The following is a 17,428-nucleotide window of genomic DNA, read 5'->3' as shown; positions in this document are numbered from 1 at the left end:
GCAGAAAGCCCCGGCACAAGGCACCGGGGCTCTTGCGACGCCACGCTACCGCACCTCGACCGGCCTGCCGAGCCAGCGGACCTGGCCCGGACGAGCGGCACCCCCTGAGGGTGGACAGCGCTCGCGGGCCGGTGGGCTAGTGTCCGGCCGTGCGATCGCTGCTCGTCATCACCAACGCCGACGCCGGGACCTCCGACGAGGAGCGCCTGGCCACGGCCCTCGAGATCCTGCGGACCGACGCCTCGGTCGAGGTCGCCAAGACGTCCAACCCCGGTGAGCTCGACGGCGTCCTGCACCGCGCCGGCGGTCGTACGGTCGTGGTGGCCGGCGGCGACGGAAGCATGCACGCGGTCGTCACGGCCCTCTACAAGCGCCACGAGCTCGCCGGCTCGACCCTCGCGCTGCTGCCGATGGGCACCGGCAACGACTTCGCCCGCGGCAACGACATCCCGCTGGAGATCGAGGACGCCGCCCGCCTCGTGCTCGACGGCGAGGCCCGCACGGTCGACCTGCTCGTCGACGAGACCGGCAGCATCGTGGTCAACAACGTCCACGTCGGGGTCGGCGCCCAGGCCAGCCGCAAGGGCGCGACCTGGAAGACCCGGCTCGGCTCGATCGGCGTCGGCAAGGTCAACCTCGGCAAGCTCGGCTACCCGATCGGCGCCGCGATGTCGGCCTTCCACCCGCCGAACTGGCGGCTGCGGGTCGAGCTCGACGGGAAGGTCGTCAACGACGTGAACCGGCCCGTCCTGATGGTGGCGATCGGCAACGGCGGCAACGTCGGCGGCGGCACGGAGCTCAACCCCGACGCCGACCCCGAGGACGGCATGCTCGACGTGATGATCAGCCGCGCGGTGAAGCCGCTCGCCAAGCTCGGCTACGTCGCCCGCCTCCGCAAGGGCGAGCACGACGAGCGCGACGACGTCGTCACCCTGCGCGGGCGGACCGTCAAGGTCAGCGGCGACGAGTTCTGGCTGTCGGCCGACGGCGAGATCTCCGGGCCCGAGCGCAGCCGCAGCTGGCGCCTCGAGCCGGCGGCGTACTCCATGATCCTGCCCTGAGCAGACTCGCTCAGAGCCAGCCGCGTCGGACCGCCTCCACGCCGGCCTGGAAGCGGGTGTCCACGCCGAGCTCGGACATCAGCGACGCCACCCGCCGGCGGACGGTGCGCAGGCCGATGCCGAGCTTGCGGGCGATGACCTCGTCGGTCGCGCCGGCCATGAGCTGCTCGAGGAGGAACTGCCGTCCGTCGAGGCTGATGTCGCCCGACTCGAGCTCGGGGACCGGAGCGGCGCTCGCCCACATCGACTCGAACCACATCGTCAGGGCGGCCACGATCGAGCGCTGCCGGATGTGCACGCGCGGCTCGTCGACGAAGCCGAGCGGCTCGGGGAGCACGGCGTGGGCGTCGCCGAGGATGAACATCCGGGTGCGCACCTCCGACATCACGCGGATCTCCTCGCCCAGCCGTGCGCGCACACGCAGGGCTTCCGGCGCCTCCGTGAGCGCGCGCGCCGGGTAGATCGCCCGCGACCGGCGCCCCGTCGCCATGGCCTCGGCCAGCATCTCGCTCACCCGCGACTCGCGCGGCATGGCCCAGGCGTCGGGCCGCAGCCACAGCATGTCGCCGCGACTGGTGCTGAGCATGAGCTGCAGGAGCTCCAGCGGGTTGCCGCCGGAGCTGAGCTCGCCGTCGAGGGGGTGGACCTCGCTGAGGTTCTGGCGGTCCGGGCGGGTCGTCGCCGCCACCAGGTGCGGCACCGCGCTCGACAGCTCGGCCAGCTTGGTGGCGGACACCGCGGCCGTGCGCGCCTCGTGCAGGACGAGCTCCGAGAGCACCTCCGCCAGGGGAGGTACGACGACGCGGTCGTCGGTCACCACGACCAGTCCGCGGTCGGTCAGCGGCGTGAGGTCGCGCAGCAGCTTCTCCGGCTCGACCGGGACGAGCTGGGCCACGCCCGTGAGCGTGTGGCCCGACACGGGGACCAGCCGGAAGTAGAGGTGCTCGGTCGCCCGGTCGAGGCCGAGCGCCGCGAGGACGGAGGACGGATCACCGGGCATGGCTGGCAGTTTAGTGCCAGCGGCACTCACGACCCGTGTGGCAGCGACCGGCCACCCCATACTTGATCGACCAGTCGCGTGCGGGGGTGTGCGACGCGGTCTGCTCCTCAGGAGCACAGCGTCGGAGTCGCCGCGGGGGACGACTCCGGCGCTTCCTCGATTTCGGGCCCGGGCACAACGCCTCCGGACGCCGTGTCCGCCGCCTTCGCCCGCGCGTCGGGCGCCGCGCCGGCCCCGTTAGCCTTGCGCGCATGGCACGAGGACAGCAGGGCGATCCGGTCGACTGGGTGACGCGCGCGGCGGACGACGCCGTACGCCACGCCGGTGAGGGCAACCTCGTCACCGTCGCCTCGGGCGCGTCCCCGAGCGGCCCGATCCACCTGGGCAACCTGCGCGAGTTCATCACCCCGCACTTCGTCGCCGAGGAGCTGCGCCGCCGCGGCGTGCCCGTGCGCCACCTCCACTCGTGGGACGACTACGACCGCTTCCGCAAGGTGCCGGCCGGGGTGCCCGCGGAGTGGGCCGAGCACATCGGCCGGCCGCTGACGGCCGTGCCCGACCCGTGGGAGTGCCACGCCAGCTGGGCCGAGCACTTCAAGGCGCCGCTGCAGGAGTCACTGCGCGAGCTCGGCATCGAGATGGACGAGGTCTCGCAGACGGAGATGTACACCGCCGGCGCCTACCGCGACCAGGTGCTGCTGGCCGTGTCGCGACGCGACGACATCGAGGCCGTGCTCGCCAAGCACCGCACCAAGAAGGTCGCGCCCGCCGAGGACGCCTCCGAGCAGGAGGCCGCCGACCTCGCCGACTCCGTCGCCAACGAGGACGACGAGGAGGGCGACCCCTCCGCGAGCGCCTCCGCCGACGCGATCGCCCGCTTCCCCTACCGCCCCTACTGCCGCCAGTGCGGTCGCGACACCGTCACCACGACGGCGTACGACGACGCCACCACGACCCTGTCCTACACCTGCTCCTCCTGTGGCTTCGTCGGCACCACCGACCTCTCGACCGACACCGACGGCAAGCTGGTGTGGAAGGTCGACTGGCCGATGCGCTGGGCCTTCGAGAAGGTGAACTTCGAGCCTGCCGGCCGCGACCACATGACGCCCGGCTCCTCCTACACCGTCGGCACCGAGATCGCGCCGTCGATCTTCGACTGGCGCGCACCGGCGCGGGTGATCTACGCGTTCGTCGGCTTCGCCGGCGTGCAGAAGATGTCGTCCTCGGCCGGCGGCGTGCCCACCGCGACCGACGCGCTGCGGATCCTCGAGTCGCCGATGCTGCGCTGGCTCTACGTCCGCCGCGCGCCCACGCAGGCCTTCGACATCGACTTCGGCGCCTCGGTCGTCCGGCTCTACGACGAGTGGGACGCGCTCGGCCGCAAGGCCGCGGAGAAGTCCGACGTCGCGACCCTGGCCTGGCACCGCGCCTCGGCGACCGCGGCGGCGGGCACCCTGCCCACGCCGACGGTCCCGGTGCCGTTTCGGACCCTGTCGTCGGTCGCCGACGTCACCGCCGGGTCCGCCGACCTGATCTCCCGGATCATCGAGTCCTCGGGCTTCCCGCACGACTCGGTCGCCGACCTCGAGCCGCGGCTGACCAAGGCGATGCAGTGGACCGCCGAGCACGTGCCGGCCGACGAGCGCACGACGGTCCGGTCCTCGCCCGACACCGACCGCCTCGCGTCGCTCACCGAGGACGAGGAGCTCTGGCTGCGGATCTTCCTCGACCGCCTGCCGGCCGAGCCCGACCTCGACGCGGTGACCGCCGTCGTCTACGGCACGCCCAAGGTCGCCCGCGGCCTCGGCTTCGAGGACGCGCCGAACGACCAGGTGAAGGCCGACCAGAAGGACTTCTTCCGGCTGCTCTACAACCTCCTCGTCGACGCCGACCGCGGCCCCCGCCTGCCCACCCTCGTCCTCGCCCTCGGGCTGGAGAAGGTACGCCAGCTGCTCGGCGCCTGAGCGCCCCCTGGGGGCCACTCGAGCGGACATATGGCCGCTCGGGTCGAGTCGTCCTGCTCACCCAGCGACCATTTCACCCGTCCAGTACGTCACTGCGCACCCGCCCCGGATTGACCGGGAGTCATCCACAGCCATCGCCATTCGCTGCCTGTCCACACCCCTCGCCGACGCAGGGTCGCGCCTCACCCCAGCGCCGTCGCATCGTGCCTGCATGAGACCAGCACTTGCGGCAGCAGCGGCCGCGCAAGGCGACGTGTTCAGTCGCAGACAAGCCCTCCTCGCGGGCTACACCGACCGGGAGATCAAGGCGCTGACGAGGCCGGGCGGGATCTGGGCGGTCGTGCGGCACGGCATCTACTGCCAACGACTCGACCTGGACCAGCTCGACACGCGCGAGCGCTGGATCATCAAGGACCGTGCAGCCGTGCTCAGCAGCGAGCGCCCGGCGATCTTGAGCCACGACTCGGCCGCCAGAGTCCTCCGGATCGACACGCTGGACCCGCCGACCCAGTCGACCCACCTCACGATCTTGGGCCCGACCGGGAGCCGGACCAACGGCGGCGTGACCCGCCACCGTGATCTCCTCCCGTTGTGCGCCGAGAGGGCCGACGACCTCCTCGTCACGTCCTACGCGCGCACTGCTGTCGACATCGCACGCTGGCACGGCTACCGCCACGGATTGGTCGCCATCGACTCAGTCCGCCACCTGGGCGTGCCACTGAGCGATCTCGACGCCGAGCTCTCGCGGATGGTTCGTCATCCCCACGTGGCACGTGCCCGAGCGGCGGTCAGCGACTCCGACCCGGGCGCGGAGTCCGTCCTCGAAACCTTGGGCCGCGAGCTCGTCGCGTCGTTGGGACTCGGCGAGATCGAGACCCAGTTCGCAGTGCAGATCGCTGGTGGCCGCATCGTCTGGTGCGATCTCCGCGTGGGCTGCCACATCTTCGAGTGCCACGGCAAGCTCAAGCTGATCCCGGTCAGCGCGGGCGGCGTGGCCGACGAGCCCCCGGAAGAGGTCCTGTGGAAGCAGCAGGCCAGGCAGACAGCCATCTGCGCCGAGGGGTTGGGCGCGTCGAGCATCGTCTGGGCGGACTGCTTCGGCGCCGGTCGGGAGAGGGCCCAGCAGCGGCTGCGCAAGGAGTACGCCGTGACGGAAGCGCGATTCGGCCGAGAGCTCCCCGCCCACCTGCGCAGGTTCGCCGATGCGCATCCGCGCCGGCGTCCCGCGGGCTTGTGGACGCCCGACCTCGCGTCAGCCGCCTGAGGGCGAACAGACGACTAGGACGCACCTTTGGGCTCTTGCTGCGCCGTACGACGCTGCTCGAGCGGCCATATGTCCGCTCGAGTCGGGGTGCGAGCACCGACGAACCTCGTCAGCGGCGGAAGCTGACCGGCTCCCCGAGGTAGTGCTCGAGGTCGGCGCGGACCGCGTCGCTGACGGTCCACGCGGACTGCGCGTGGTGGTCCCAGAGGACGTTCACGCACTCCCAGACGGCGGCCGGGTGCCCGCCCGCCTCCACCCGGAGCTCGGCCGACACCGTGAACGACGTACGCCCGATCCTCGACACCCACAGCGCGGCGAGGAACGGCTGGTAGGGCACGAACCGCATCTCGGAGTGGTACTCGATCGTCTGCGACGCGACGAGCTCCGAGACTCCCGGGTCGGCCCGGTGCAGCAGGCCCGCAGCGCCCTCGGGCAGGCCGGGGAGGCGGGCGAAGCGGAGGAACTCGTAGCGGGCTTCGTCGAGCACCCGGACCGCCTCGACGTTGTCCACGTGGCCGGCGAGGTTGATGTCGCGGAAACGTGCCTGGATCTCGGTCGTGAAGGTCTCACCCATGGCCGCAGTCTCCCCGACCCGGTCCTAGGGTTGACCCATGACCTCCGGTTCCTTCGGCGGCGACCTGATGGCCGGTCCCCCGCCCACCCACCTGCCCGCCGACCCTGCCGACGCCGAGCTCGCCGGCGGCGACGCCCCGGCTGCCGTCGTACGCCGTCACCCCGCGTCGCCGGCCGCGTGGGCCGCCCTGGCGCAGCAGGCGCAGGAGGCCGGTGCGGACGACGTGACGGTCTACGCCTACGCCCGCGTCGGCTACCACCGCTCGCTCGACATGCTGCGCCGCAACGGCTGGAAGGGCCACGGCCCGGTGCCGTGGGAGCACGAGCCCAACCGCGGCTTCCTGCGCTCGCTCGCGCTCCTCGCGCTGGCGGCCCGCGCCATCGGCGAGACCGAGGAGTGGGAGCGCTGCTCGACCTTCCTCCGCGACTCCAGCACCACCGCGGCGGACGAGCTGCTCTGATCCCGGACCGACCGTTCGTCGCGCCAGACCGACCGCTCGTCGGCGCGATGATTTCGGCCCCTCCCAGGGGTGAGTGACGGCCGTCACGCCGGGAGTAAGGTCGCGCGGGTGAATTCCGGGAACACACCACAGTCGCGCCCCGACCAGGGCCCACCCCCGACCGACAAGACCAAGATGGCGATCGCCGGCGTCCTGCTGTTGATCCCCATCGTCGCCCTCCTGTGGGTGCCCAGCTATGCGAAGGCGGACCCCGAGCTCCTCGGCTTCCCGTTCTTCTTCTGGTACCAGTTCCTCTGGGTCTTCATCTGCTCCGCGCTGACCTGGACGGCCTACCGGCTCACGCTGTCGGCACGCGGCAAGACGACCCACAAGGTGGGTGAGGACCGATGACCCCGCAGCTCACGGTGATGGCCACCGACACGGGCGGCGTCAACGGCGTCGCGCTCACGGTGCTGATCGTCCTCTTCCTCCTCGTCACCGTGGCCGGCTTCATGGCCAGCCGCTTCAAGCGCGCGGAGTCGATGGAGTCGCTGGAGGAGTGGGGCCTGGGTGGTCGCACGTTCGGCACGTGGATCACGTGGTTCCTGCTCGGCGGCGACCTCTACACGGCCTACACCTTCGTCGCCGTGCCCGCCGCGATGTTCGCGACCGGTGCGGTCGCCGGCTTCTTCGCCGTGCCCTACACGATCGTGCTCTACCCGATCATCTTCATCTTCATGGCGCGGCTGTGGTCGGTGAGCCACCGCCACGGCTACGTCACCACGGCCGACTTCGTCCGCGGCAGGTACGACGACCGCGGCCTGTCGCTGGCCGTCGCGGTCACCGGTTTCGTGGCCACCATGCCCTACATCGCCCTCCAGCTCGTGGGCATCCAGGCGGTGCTCGAGGTCGCCGGCCTCGGCGGCGGCGACAACATCCTGGCGAAGGACGCCCCGCTGTTCATCGCGTTCGCGGTGCTGGCGGCCTACACCTACTCCAGCGGCCTGCGCGCCCCTGCGGTGATCGCCTTCGTGAAGGACATCCTGATCTACCTCGTCATCATCGTCGCGATCGTCTACCTGCCCGGCAAGGTCGGCGGCTGGGAGGCGATCTTCGGCGCCGCGCAGGACAAGATGACGGCCGCCAACCCGGCCGACGGCAAGCCCAACGGCGCGTTCCTCCCGGGTGTCGGCCAGGGCTGGGCCTACGCCACGCTCGCCCTGGGCTCGGCGATGGCGCTGTTCATGTACCCGCACTCGGTGACCGCGTCGCTGTCCTCCAACTCCCGCAACACGATCCGGCGCAACGCCGCCATCCTGCCGGCGTACTCCTTCGTGCTGGGCCTGCTGGCCCTGCTCGGCTGGGTCGCGATCGCCGCGGGCACGCAGCCGATCGGCCTCGACGGCAAGCCCAACGCGCAGCTGGTGATCCCGCAGCTGTTCGAGGATATGTTCCCGTCGTGGTTCGCCGGCGTGGCCTTCGCCGCCATCGCGATCGGCGCGCTGGTGCCGGCAGCGATCATGTCGATCGCCGCGGCCAACACCTTCAGCCGCAACATCTACAAGGAGTGGATCAAGCCCGACGCCACGTCGGCGCAGGAGGCCAAGGTCTCCAAGCTGATGTCGCTGCTGGTCAAGGCGTTCGCGCTGGTCTTCGTGCTCTCGCTCGACAAGCAGAACGCGATCAACTTCCAGCTCCTCGGTGGCATCTGGATCCTCCAGACCTTCCCGGCCGTGGTCTTCAGCCTCTTCACGCGGTGGTTCCACCGCTACGGGCTGCTGCTGGGCTGGGCGGTCGGCATGGTCTACGGCACCGTGCAGGCGTGGCAGGTGGCCAACCCGCGCGCCGGCATCAACCACTTCGGCGGCTCGCTCGACCCGATCCCCGCGATCGGCGACCTGGGCTACATCGCGATGACGGCGTTCGTGCTCAACGTGGTCGTCGCCGCGATCGTGAGCGCGGTGCTCCACGCGCTGAAGGTCTCCAACGGCAACGACGAGACCATCGCGTTCGACTACTTCGCCGACGCCGACGACCCGCGCGTGCAGAAGGACCTCGCCGAGCACGGCTCGCACGACGAGCCCTACGGCGACCCGGACGACATCCCGGGCAACGCACCCGCCCGCTGATCCATCGCTGGTTGAGGTGTGAGGGCGCCCGCACCTCAACCAGCAGGGGCGCCGGGGGAATCGATGTCACCGGGCGGGTGTTCACTGGGATCGTGACTGTCACCCGAGGCTCCGAGACTCCGACCGACACCGAGATCAGGCCATGGCCCGCGCTGGGCGCCCTCTGCGTCGGCTTCTTCATGATCCTGGTCGACATGACGATCGTGTCGGTGGCGACGCCGGCGATCCTGGAGACCTACGCGCCGCACGGCGCCTCGGTCAACGACGTCATCTGGGTGACCAGCGCCTACCTCCTGGCCTACGCCGTCCCGATCCTGATCACCGGCCGGCTCGGCGACCGCATCGGCCCCAAGCGGATGTACCTCGGCGGCCTCGTCGTCTTCACCGTCGCCTCGCTCTGGTGCGGCCTGGCCTTCGAGATCTCCGACAGCATCTGGATGCTGGTCGCCGCGCGCGTGCTCCAGGGCTTCGGCGCCGCCGCCGTCGCGCCACAGACGATGGCCGTGATCACCCGCATCTTCCCGCGCGAGAGCCGCGGCTCGGCGATGAGCCTGTGGGGCGCCACCGCCGGTGTCGCCACGCTCGTCGGCCCGATCCTCGGCGGCGTGCTCGTCGACGCCGCCGGGTGGGAGTGGATCTTCTTCATCAACATCCCCGTCGGCGTGATCGGCTTCTACCTCGCCTGGCGCCTGGTGCCCTCGCTCGAGGTGCACGAGCACTCGTTCGACTGGCTCGGCGTCGCGCTCAGCGGTGTCGCCCTGCTGCTGCTCGTCTTCGGCATCCAGGAGGGCCACGCCCTCGACTGGAACGGCACGATCATCGCGATGATCGTCGGCGGGCTGGTCGTCGGTGCGGTCTTCGTGTGGTGGCAGTCGAAGATCCAGCGCGAGCCGCTGATGCCGCTCTCGCTGTTCCGCGACCGAAACTTCTCCCTCGCCAACCTCGCCATCACGACCGTCGGCTTCGTCTTCGCCTCGATGGGCTTCCCGCTCATGCTGTGGGCCCAGCTGGTGCGGGGCGACTCCCCCACGCAGGCCGGCCTGCTGCTCGCCCCGATGGCGGTCATGTCGATCCTGCTCGCCCCGATCGCCGGCCGGCTCACCGACCGGGTCCACCCGCGGATCCTCGCCGGCACCGGCCTGACCGTCCTGGCCATCTCGCTGGTGCTGCTGGCCTCGTCGCTCGGCGCCGACACCCCGCTCTGGCAGGTGCTCGGCTCGATGGCGCTGCTCGGCGTCGGCAGCTCCTTCGTCTGGGCGCCGCTGACCACGACGGCCAACCGCAACCTCCCGCTGCACCAGGCCGGCGCCGGCGCGGGCATCTACAACGCCAACCGCCAGATCGGCTCGGTCGTCGGCGCCGCCGCGATCGCCGTACTCATCGACAGCCGGCTCGCGGCCAACGGCCTCGGCGGCGGCGGTACGTCCGAGGCGTCCGTGGGCGGCACGCTGCCCGAGGTCGTGCACGAGGCCTTCAGCACGGCCATGTCGCAGGCGATGTACCTCCTGCCCGCGGTCCTCGTCCTCGGCGTCGTCGCGGTCCTGCTCTTCGAGCGCCCGCGGCACTTCGGCGAGGCACAGGCTCCGGCTGCCCCGCCCGCCGCGCACTGACGTACTCCTCCAGACGACTCACGAGCGGTGCGTGACGGGGATTTCCCGAGCTGGGAATCCCCGTCACGCACCGCACGTGTCGTGTCGGCGTACGACGCGCCGGCGGGCGGTGGCTCACCTACATTCCGTCGGTCAGGAATGTAGGTGGACCACCGCCCAGATGCATCAGCCGGCGATCGAGGTCCCCGCCGAACGCAGGTTCTGGCAGGCCTCGACGATGCGCTCGGCCATGCCGGCCTCGGCGGCCTTGCCCCAGGCGCGGGGGTCGTAGGCCTTCTTGTTGCCGACCTCGCCGTCGACCTTCAGCACGCCGTCGTAGTTGGCGAACATGTGGGCCGCGACGGGGCGGGTGAAGGCGTACTGGGTGTCGGTGTCGACGTTCATCTTCACCACGCCGAAGTCGACGGCGTCGCTGATCTCCTGCGCGGTCGAGCCGGAGCCACCGTGGAAGACCAGATCGAAGGGGCGGGCGTCGGCGCCGAGGCCGAGCTCGGAGGCGGCGGCCTCCTGCGCGGTCTTGAGGATCTCCGGGCGGAGCTTGACGTTGCCCGGCTTGTAGACACCGTGCACGTTGCCGAAGGTCAGCGCGGTCATGTAGCGACCGCGCTCGCCGGCACCGAGCGCCTTGATCGTGGCGATGGCGTCCTCGGGGGTCGTGTAGAGCTGGTCGTTGATCTCGTTGGCGACGCCGTCCTCCTCGCCGCCGACGACGCCGACCTCGATCTCGAGGATGATGTGCGCCGCCGCGCACTTGGCGAGCAGCTCCTCGGCGATCTCGAGGTTCTCGCCCATCGGCACGGCCGAGCCGTCCCACATGTGGGACTGGAAGAGCGGCAGCTCGCCGCGGGCCACGCGCTCGGCGGAGATGTCGAGCAGCGGGCGGACGAAGCCGTCGAGCTTGTCCTTGGGGCAGTGGTCGGTGTGCAGCGCGATGTTGACGGGGTAGTTCTTCGCGACCTCGGCGGCGTAGGCCGCGAACGCGACGGAGCCGGTCACCATGTCCTTCACCGACGGGCCGGAGAGGTACTCCGCGCCACCGGTCGAGACCTGGATGATGCCGTCGGATCCGGCGTCGGCGAAGCCCTTGAGCGCGGCGTTGAGCGTCTGGGACGAGGACACGTTGATGGCCGGGTAGGCGAAGGACTTCTCCTTCGCGGCGTCCAGCATCTGCGCGTAGACCTCGGGGGTGGCGATGGGCATCGGGGTTCTCCTCTGAAGCGGTCAGGCAGGCGCTGCCAACCCTAGTGGCTACCCGCGAGTCCGGAACTTCGCCCGAAGCCGTCTCACCACGTGACAACCGATGTGCCGGCTGGTCCGTGTTGACGGGTGCACACTGCACACCGGGGGAAGGACCAGCATGGACACCGAGATCGACTGGGCACGCGAGCTCGAGCAGTCGTTCGGCACGGGCGACGACGTCCCCGTCGGCCACTACGTCGCCGTCGGGCACCAGGCCGTACGCCGTCGGCGTGCCACGGTCGCGGCAGCCGGCGTGGCCGCCGCCATCGTGGTCGGCACGACCTGGGCGCTGGCCCCCGGCGGGGCGCCTCGGAGCGACGACGCGCCGGTCGCCACCGAGCCGAACCCGACCGCGAGCCCGACCTCGAGCCCGACGTCGGCCGCCCCGGAGCCGGTTGCCACGTTCCCGTGGCGCAAGAACGACCCGCCGGCGCGTGCCACGCCCGACGGCCTCGAGATCCGTCCGGGCGCCGTCGTCCACGAGCGCCGCGACGACCTCTATCCCGGCAAGGACACCGAGTCGGCCGCGCTCGACATCTCCTACAAGGGCGGGCGCTGGTGGCTGGTCCTGGAGTGGGACGGCGGCGGCAGCTCGATGTCGTCCCTGCGTCCCGAGGACGGGCTGTTCGACACCTTCGACGCGTTCGTCCGCGCCGAAGTGGCCAACGGCGGCATGACCTCGGGCCCCGCGGACGACGACCCCGGCATGGCCGATGGCCTGGTCACCTGGCGCGGGGGCAAGCTCGAGACGGCTCCCAGGGTCACCGTGGTGAGGCAGGTCCCCGATCCCGTGCCGGGGGACGACTCGCTCGGACTGGTGCTCCAGTCCGCCGAAGGCACGACGTGGATGCTGCTCACCCAGGGCGGCGACGCGGCCTCCTGGTCGCTCGACACCGACTCCGGCTGGCTCACGTTCGACCAGTGGCTGGCCGACCAGGTGGCGCTGCAGAGCGGCAACCCCGGCCTGGACCTGGTGGACCTCGCCGAGGACGGCACGGTCACCGCCTCGGCTCCGGGCGTCGTGGTCCTCGACCAGCGCGCAGACCCCGACCTCGAGAGGTACGGCACCGGCAAGCACCCCTCGGCGGTAGCACTGCTGGAGTGGCAGGGCGAGCGCTGGTTCGTCCTCGCCGTGGGCTTCCCCGAGGGGGCCTCGGTCACGACCGTCGCGGAGGCCAAGGCCGGGGGCGCCGACACGCTCGACGAGTTCGTCGCGTTCATGGCCGACCGGGCCGACCAGGGCGGCATGCGATGAAGCACGACGCAGCGTTCTCGGACTTCGTCGCCGCCCGGCAGACCCACCTGCGCCGCATCGCGTACGCCCTGTGCGGCGACTGGCACCGGGCGGACGACCTCCTGCAGACGGCCCTCACCAAGCTGTACGTCGCCTGGCCGCGGATCCGCCACGAGGGCGGCGAGGAGGCCTACGTCCGCCAGATCATGGTGCGGGCCAACATCGACGAGTCGCGACGACCGTGGCGGCGCGAGCGGCCGAGCAACCAGCTGCCCGACCTCCCGGCCGACGGCGGCACCGACGTGGAGGAGCGCTCGGCGCTGTTCGCCGCGCTCCAGGCGCTGCCCGAGCAGCAGCGCAAGGTGATCGTGCTGCGGCACTGGCTGGGACTGTCCGTGCGGGAGACCGCGACGGAGCTGAAGATCAGCGAGGGGACGGTCAAGAGCCACAGCAGCCGCGGGCTCGCCGCGCTGGAGGCGGTCCTCTCCCGCCACCGCTGAGCAACTGATCGCGCCCCTGCGGCGTCGTACCTGTGACAGGCGCCGCGGACCGTGAGGAGGTGTGCGATGGCACCCACCCTTCCCGTGCGCCACCGACGCGTCCTGACGTACGTCGGTCTGGTGGCCGCGCTGGTGATCGGGATCCTCGCGTGGTCCGCGGTCGCCGCGACGCGCGACGAGCCGAACGGGTCGGGAGCATCCTCGTCCGCGAGCCCGTCCGCCGCCGCCACCGTCGTACGGATCCCGCGTCACCTGAAGGCCTGGCTCGAGGCGGTCCCCGGGTCCGACCTGCCCGAACCCCGTGCGGGGGTCACCGTGCTGGACCGGGTCGACGCCCCGGACGAGCTCGCCGACGCGATCGGCCTCTCGCTCGAGACGGACGGGGATGCCCGGTGGGTCCTGGCGGTCCGCCGCACCGACGGCGAGCTGGTCACCTACAGCGAGGTCCCGGCGCAGTCGCGCTGGCTGACCTTCGACCAGTGGCGCACCGACCTGGTGCTCCAGGAGGAGGGTGCCCCCGGCCTGGTGCTGGCGAGCGTCGGCGACGACGGCGTGATGATCCCGATCGCCGACGGCGCGGAGGTGGTCGACCAGGCCGTCGACCGCGACCACCGGATGGGTGCCTTCCGCGAGCGGCGCCACTCGGTCTTCGCTGTCGCGCTGGTCAGGTGGGAGGGCGAGAAGTGGTTCGTCATGTCCGAGAGGTACGACGACCAGTCGAGGTCGACCGCGATCGCCGCGCGCCGGACCGGGACCACCGCCACGACGGCGGAGGAGTTCATCGCCCAGTACTCCGAGCTCGGCAAGCGGCCCTGAGTGTCGTACCGAAGGTGGATGGCGCGGCCGCCCGCGGCCACCTAGGTTGACGGCCATGACACGACGACTCGGGACGAGTGCCGCCCTCATCGGGCTGCTCGCCGCAGCCCTGACCACCTTCAGCGCACCGGCGACCGCGGCCGACCCGCTCTTCCAGGCACCGGTCGTCGGCCAGTGCTCACCGATGACCCGGGCCGAGCTCGACCAGCCGACCTACGCCGGGGCGCCCGTGGACTGCGCAGGCGCCCACACCTCCCTGGTCATCGCGGTCACCACGCTGCCCGACGGCCTCACCTACGACAGCCCCGACCTGGTCGACCTGGCCCTCGAGACCTGCTACCCGGCCCAGAGGAAGGCGCTCGGCACCAACGTGCTCGGCGCCCGGCTGACGGCATACGCCATCGGCTGGTTCGGCCCGAGCGCCGAGCAGCAGGCCGCCGGCGCCCGCTGGCTGCGCTGCGACCTCGTCCTCCTCGGCGGCACCGAGCTGACGCCGCTCCCGGGGAAGCTCGACGTCGGGAAGTACCCGTTCAAGAAGTCGGTCTCCCGCTGCCTCGCGGGCCGCGACTTCCTGGTCACCACCTGCTCTGCGAAGCACACCTACCGCGCCACTGCCGCGATCAAGATCAAGGCCAACCGATACCCCAAGGAGAAGGCGTGGAAGCGCATCGGCACCGACCGCTGCCGCAACGCCACGACCTCGCGCACCTACCGCTTCAGCTGGCCGTCGAAGGTCGACTGGACGGTCGGCGACCGGGCGCTGGTCTGCTACACGCAGACGAAGAAGTAGTCACCCGCGCCAGGCGTCCTCGCCGGTGAGGTCGGCGTAGGTCCGCACCCAGCTGTGCATCGCGATCGCCGCAGCCGCGCTGGCGTTGATCGAGCGCGTCGAGCCGAACTGCGCGATCGAGAAGGTGCCGTCGCAGACCTCGCGCGCGCCCTCCGAGAGCCCGGGGCCTTCCTGCCCGAACAGGAAGCACACCCGCTCGGGGAGCTGCATCGTCTCGAGGTGGAGCGACCCGGGCAGGTTGTCGATCCCGAGCAGCCGCACCGGCTCGTCGAGCGCGTGGAGGTACGCCGCCAGCGCAGCCGTGTCGGCGTGGTGGCGCACGTGCTGGTAGCGATCGGTCACCATCGCGCCGCGCCGGTTCCAGCGGCGGTTGCCGACGATGTGCACCTCCGCGGCGAGGAAGGCGTTGGCGGTGCGCACGATGGTGCCGATGTTGAAGTCGTGCTGCCAGTTCTCGATCGCGACGTGGAAGCCGTGGCGCCGGGTGTCGAGGTCGGCCACGATCGCCTCGAGGCTCCAGTAGCGGTAGCGGTCGACCACGTTGCGACGGTCGCCGTCACGCAGCAGGTCGGGGTCCCACCGGTCGCCCTCGGGCCACTCCCCCTGCCACGGGCCGACGCCCACCTCGGGCGGTCCGTGCGGCATCGGGTCGTACGGCGCCCGCTCCCCGTCGCGCGCATGGTCGTCCTGCATGCCTGCATGCTAGGGATCGCTGGTTAGGGTGGCGCGCGTGACCGCTCTCCTCGACCCGGCCGGGCTCGTGACACCGCTGCTGCTGGGCATCGACTGGATGGACCCCAACTGGCTCCTGGACCGCTTCGGCGCCGAGCTGTTCTGGATCAGCCTGGTCATCGTCTTCATCGAGTGCGGCCTGTTCTTCCCGATCCTGCCCGGCGACACCCTGCTCTTCGCCCTCGGCCTGTTCATCGCGACCGGGCAGCTCGACCTCCTTCCCGGCCCGCCGCTCGTGGAGCTGCTGGTCGTGGTCGCCGCCCTCACCGGGGCGGGATTCCTCGGCAACGTCGTCGGCTACGAGATCGGCCGCCGGATCGGCCCCCCGCTCTACGAGCGCGACGGGCGGATCATCAAGCGCAAGTACTTCGACCAGACGACGGCGTTCTTCGACCGCCACGGCAACAAGGCGCTGGTCATCGGCCGGTTCGTGCCCTTCGTGCGCACCTACATCACGGTCGTCGCGGGCGTGACGCGGATGGACCGGCACCGCTTCTTCCTCTGGAGCCTGGTCGGCGCCGTGCTGTGGGTCGTGTCGATCTGCCTGCTCGGCTTCTTCCTGGGCGACGCCTTCCCGCACCTCGGGGAGAGCATCGACAAGCTGGTCATCGTCATCCTGGCGTTCTCCATCATCCCGATCGCGATCGAGTGGTGGCGGCACAAGCGCACCAACGCCCCCGGCGCCGAGATCGGCCCGCAGGACGGCGGTCCGGACCGCGACATCACCGGCCGCGACGTCGACTGACGCCCCGGCGCCCCCGTCAGCGGTGCACGGCGTCCAGGTCGGCCCGGGTGAGCACCGACCGGACCTCGAGGTCCACGTCGGCCAGTGGGTTCTCGTCGGCGGGTGAGCGGTCGATCGCGCAGACCACGACCTCGACCGTGGCGCCGGCAGCACGCAGCTCCCTCGTGGCGTCGCGCACAGCGCCACCGGTGGTGATCACGTCCTCGATGATCGTGATCCGCCGGCCGGCGACGTCCGGGCCCTCGGCGAGCTTGCAGGTGCCGTACTCCTTGGCCTTCTTGCGGACGAAGAGCGCGGGCAGCCCGGTCTTCGCCGAGACCATCGTCGCGATCGGGATGCCGCCCAGCTCGAGGCCCCCGAGGAGCTCGGTGCCCTCGGGGAGCAGGTCGAGCATCCGGGTCGCGACCCGGTCGAGCAGCGCCGGCTGCGCCTCGAAGAGGTACTTGTCGAAGTAGGTGTCGGCGACCTGGCCGGACCGCAGGACGAACTCCCCGGTCAGGCGGCAGGCGGCGTCGATGTCGCGTGCGAGCGTCTCGTCAACCACGCCCGCAGCCTAGCGACGACTGCCGACCCGCCTCAGCCGGCCCGGCGACCCTGCTGCGCGCCGCCCCGGAGCCGGTCCGGACCGGGGTGCGGGACGGCGGGTCCGGGCGTAGCGTCGAGAGGCTTCTCGGACCGTGCGAGGCAAGGAGGGACGATGTTCGTGCAGGTGTTCCAGGGACCGGTCTCCGATCCCGCGAAGGTCAAGGAGCTGCTCGACCGCTGGGTGACCGACCTCAGCCCCGGCGCCGACGGGTGGCTGGGCAGCACGTCCGGCGTCACGGGCGACGACAACTGGTTCATCGGCGTCGCGCGCTTCGACTCGGAGGACGCCGCCCGCCGCAACAGCGACCGACCCGAGCAGGGCGCGTGGTGGGGCGAGCTCGAGCAGCTGTTCACCAGCGAGCCGGCGTTCCACGAGAGCAGCGACATCGTCGCCGACGAGCACGGCGACCTCGACGCAGCCGGGTTCGTGCAGGTGATGCAGGGCCGCACCAGCGACAGCGCCCGTGCGCGCGAGCTGACCGACAACGACGACCCGGCGTGGCAGGACTACCGGCCCGACGTGCTCGGGAGCCTGATGGCCGTCCACGGCGAGGACGCGTGGACGATGGTCATCTACTTCACCAGCGAGGCCGACGCCCGCGCCGGCGAGCAGAAGGAGCCGCCCGAGTCGGTGCGCGAGGCGATGGCCGAGCTCGACCAGCTCGCCATCGGCGAGACGACGTTCCTCGACCTGCGGGAGCCCTGGTTGGCAAGCCCTTCCTGACGCACCCGACGTCCTCGACGCG

At 71.3% G+C, this 17,428-nt stretch carries 18 protein-coding genes; 13 read left to right on the top strand and 5 right to left on the bottom strand.

Going from position 1 to position 17,428, the window contains the following annotated elements:
- The first annotated feature begins 149 nt into the window (after window positions 1–149).
- Window positions 150–1,061: a YegS/Rv2252/BmrU family lipid kinase gene (locus J2X46_RS04765; protein ID WP_310247532.1), complete on the top strand. Its 912-nt coding sequence runs from the start codon at window positions 150–152 to the stop codon at window positions 1,059–1,061.
- A 10-nt stretch (window positions 1,062–1,071) separates the two neighbouring features.
- Here the strand turns inward: J2X46_RS04765 and J2X46_RS04760 are convergent, their stop codons facing one another.
- A complete protein-coding gene (locus J2X46_RS04760; protein ID WP_310247531.1) occupies window positions 1,072–2,061 on the bottom strand; it encodes a DNA-binding response regulator in 990 nt (329 codons plus the stop codon).
- 251 nt (window positions 2,062–2,312) lie between these two features.
- On the opposite strand from J2X46_RS04760, the gene lysS reads away from it, so the two are divergent.
- Together lysS and J2X46_RS04750 are read left to right on the top strand one after the other, a co-directional pair.
- Window positions 2,313–4,025 (top strand): lysine--tRNA ligase, encoded by a 1,713-nt coding sequence (gene lysS, locus J2X46_RS04755; protein WP_310247529.1) that lies wholly within the window; start codon window positions 2,313–2,315, stop codon window positions 4,023–4,025.
- Between the two features lie 211 nt (window positions 4,026–4,236).
- Window positions 4,237–5,289, top strand: coding sequence for a hypothetical protein (locus tag J2X46_RS04750; RefSeq protein WP_310247527.1), 1,053 nt, complete (start codon window positions 4,237–4,239; stop codon window positions 5,287–5,289).
- 109 nt (window positions 5,290–5,398) lie between these two features.
- Here the strand turns inward: J2X46_RS04750 and J2X46_RS04745 are convergent, their stop codons facing one another.
- Complete coding sequence (locus J2X46_RS04745; RefSeq protein ID WP_310247524.1) at window positions 5,399–5,863, bottom strand: thioesterase family protein; 465 nt, start codon at window positions 5,861–5,863, stop codon at window positions 5,399–5,401.
- A gap of 37 nt (window positions 5,864–5,900) precedes the next feature.
- On the opposite strand from J2X46_RS04745, the gene J2X46_RS04740 reads away from it, so the two are divergent.
- From J2X46_RS04740 to J2X46_RS04725, 4 genes are all read left to right on the top strand, one after another.
- Window positions 5,901–6,323, top strand: a complete 423-nt coding sequence (locus J2X46_RS04740; protein WP_310247522.1) for a DUF3151 domain-containing protein — start codon at window positions 5,901–5,903, stop codon at window positions 6,321–6,323.
- A 108-nt stretch (window positions 6,324–6,431) separates the two neighbouring features.
- Window positions 6,432–6,713, top strand: coding sequence for a DUF3311 domain-containing protein (locus J2X46_RS04735; RefSeq protein WP_310247521.1), 282 nt, complete (start codon window positions 6,432–6,434; stop codon window positions 6,711–6,713).
- Window positions 6,710–8,431 (top strand): monocarboxylate uptake permease MctP, encoded by a 1,722-nt coding sequence (mctP, locus tag J2X46_RS04730; RefSeq protein ID WP_310247520.1) that lies wholly within the window; start codon window positions 6,710–6,712, stop codon window positions 8,429–8,431. Before J2X46_RS04735 ends, mctP begins: the two co-directional genes overlap by 4 nt.
- A gap of 92 nt (window positions 8,432–8,523) precedes the next feature.
- The gene (locus tag J2X46_RS04725) at window positions 8,524–10,041 is read left to right on the top strand and encodes a DHA2 family efflux MFS transporter permease subunit (RefSeq protein WP_310247518.1); all 1,518 of its coding nucleotides are present in this window, start codon (window positions 8,524–8,526) and stop codon (window positions 10,039–10,041) included.
- A 165-nt stretch (window positions 10,042–10,206) separates the two neighbouring features.
- Here J2X46_RS04725 and fbaA read toward each other — a convergent pair whose 3' ends face one another.
- Entirely contained in the window at window positions 10,207–11,241 is a 1,035-nt protein-coding gene (fbaA, locus tag J2X46_RS04720; protein WP_310247515.1) for a class II fructose-bisphosphate aldolase, read from the bottom strand.
- A gap of 157 nt (window positions 11,242–11,398) precedes the next feature.
- Between fbaA and J2X46_RS04715 the strand changes: the two genes are divergently transcribed.
- The 4 genes from J2X46_RS04715 (at window position 11,399) to J2X46_RS04700 (ending at window position 14,620) form a co-directional block, all read left to right on the top strand.
- Window positions 11,399–12,535, top strand: coding sequence for a hypothetical protein (locus J2X46_RS04715; protein ID WP_310247513.1), 1,137 nt, complete (start codon window positions 11,399–11,401; stop codon window positions 12,533–12,535).
- Entirely contained in the window at window positions 12,532–13,014 is a 483-nt protein-coding gene (locus tag J2X46_RS04710; RefSeq protein WP_310247512.1) for a SigE family RNA polymerase sigma factor, read from the top strand. Before J2X46_RS04715 ends, J2X46_RS04710 begins: the two co-directional genes overlap by 4 nt.
- A gap of 66 nt (window positions 13,015–13,080) precedes the next feature.
- Window positions 13,081–13,830, top strand: a complete 750-nt coding sequence (locus J2X46_RS04705; RefSeq protein ID WP_310247509.1) for a hypothetical protein — start codon at window positions 13,081–13,083, stop codon at window positions 13,828–13,830.
- Window positions 13,831–13,885: 55 nt separating this feature from the next.
- Complete coding sequence (locus tag J2X46_RS04700; RefSeq protein WP_310247508.1) at window positions 13,886–14,620, top strand: septum formation family protein; 735 nt, start codon at window positions 13,886–13,888, stop codon at window positions 14,618–14,620.
- Here the strand turns inward: J2X46_RS04700 and J2X46_RS04695 are convergent, their stop codons facing one another.
- Window positions 14,621–15,313, bottom strand: coding sequence for a TrmH family RNA methyltransferase (locus J2X46_RS04695; protein ID WP_397212939.1), 693 nt, complete (start codon window positions 15,311–15,313; stop codon window positions 14,621–14,623).
- Between the two features lie 37 nt (window positions 15,314–15,350).
- Between J2X46_RS04695 and J2X46_RS04690 the strand changes: the two genes are divergently transcribed.
- Entirely contained in the window at window positions 15,351–16,097 is a 747-nt protein-coding gene (locus tag J2X46_RS04690) for a VTT domain-containing protein (protein ID WP_310247506.1), read from the top strand.
- A 16-nt stretch (window positions 16,098–16,113) separates the two neighbouring features.
- Here the strand turns inward: J2X46_RS04690 and pyrE are convergent, their stop codons facing one another.
- The gene (pyrE, locus tag J2X46_RS04685; RefSeq protein WP_310247505.1) at window positions 16,114–16,641 is read right to left on the bottom strand and encodes an orotate phosphoribosyltransferase; all 528 of its coding nucleotides are present in this window, start codon (window positions 16,639–16,641) and stop codon (window positions 16,114–16,116) included.
- 153 nt (window positions 16,642–16,794) lie between these two features.
- Here pyrE and J2X46_RS04680 point away from each other — a divergent pair, with 153 nt between their 5' ends.
- A complete protein-coding gene (locus tag J2X46_RS04680) occupies window positions 16,795–17,406 on the top strand; it encodes a hypothetical protein (protein ID WP_310247503.1) in 612 nt (203 codons plus the stop codon).
- The last annotated feature ends 22 nt before the right edge of the window (window positions 17,407–17,428 follow it).

The sequence above is a fragment of the Nocardioides sp. BE266 genome (assembly GCF_031457855.1).
Lineage (GTDB): Bacteria > Actinomycetota > Actinomycetes > Propionibacteriales > Nocardioidaceae > Nocardioides.
This window is presented reverse-complemented; position numbering and strand designations above follow the sequence as displayed.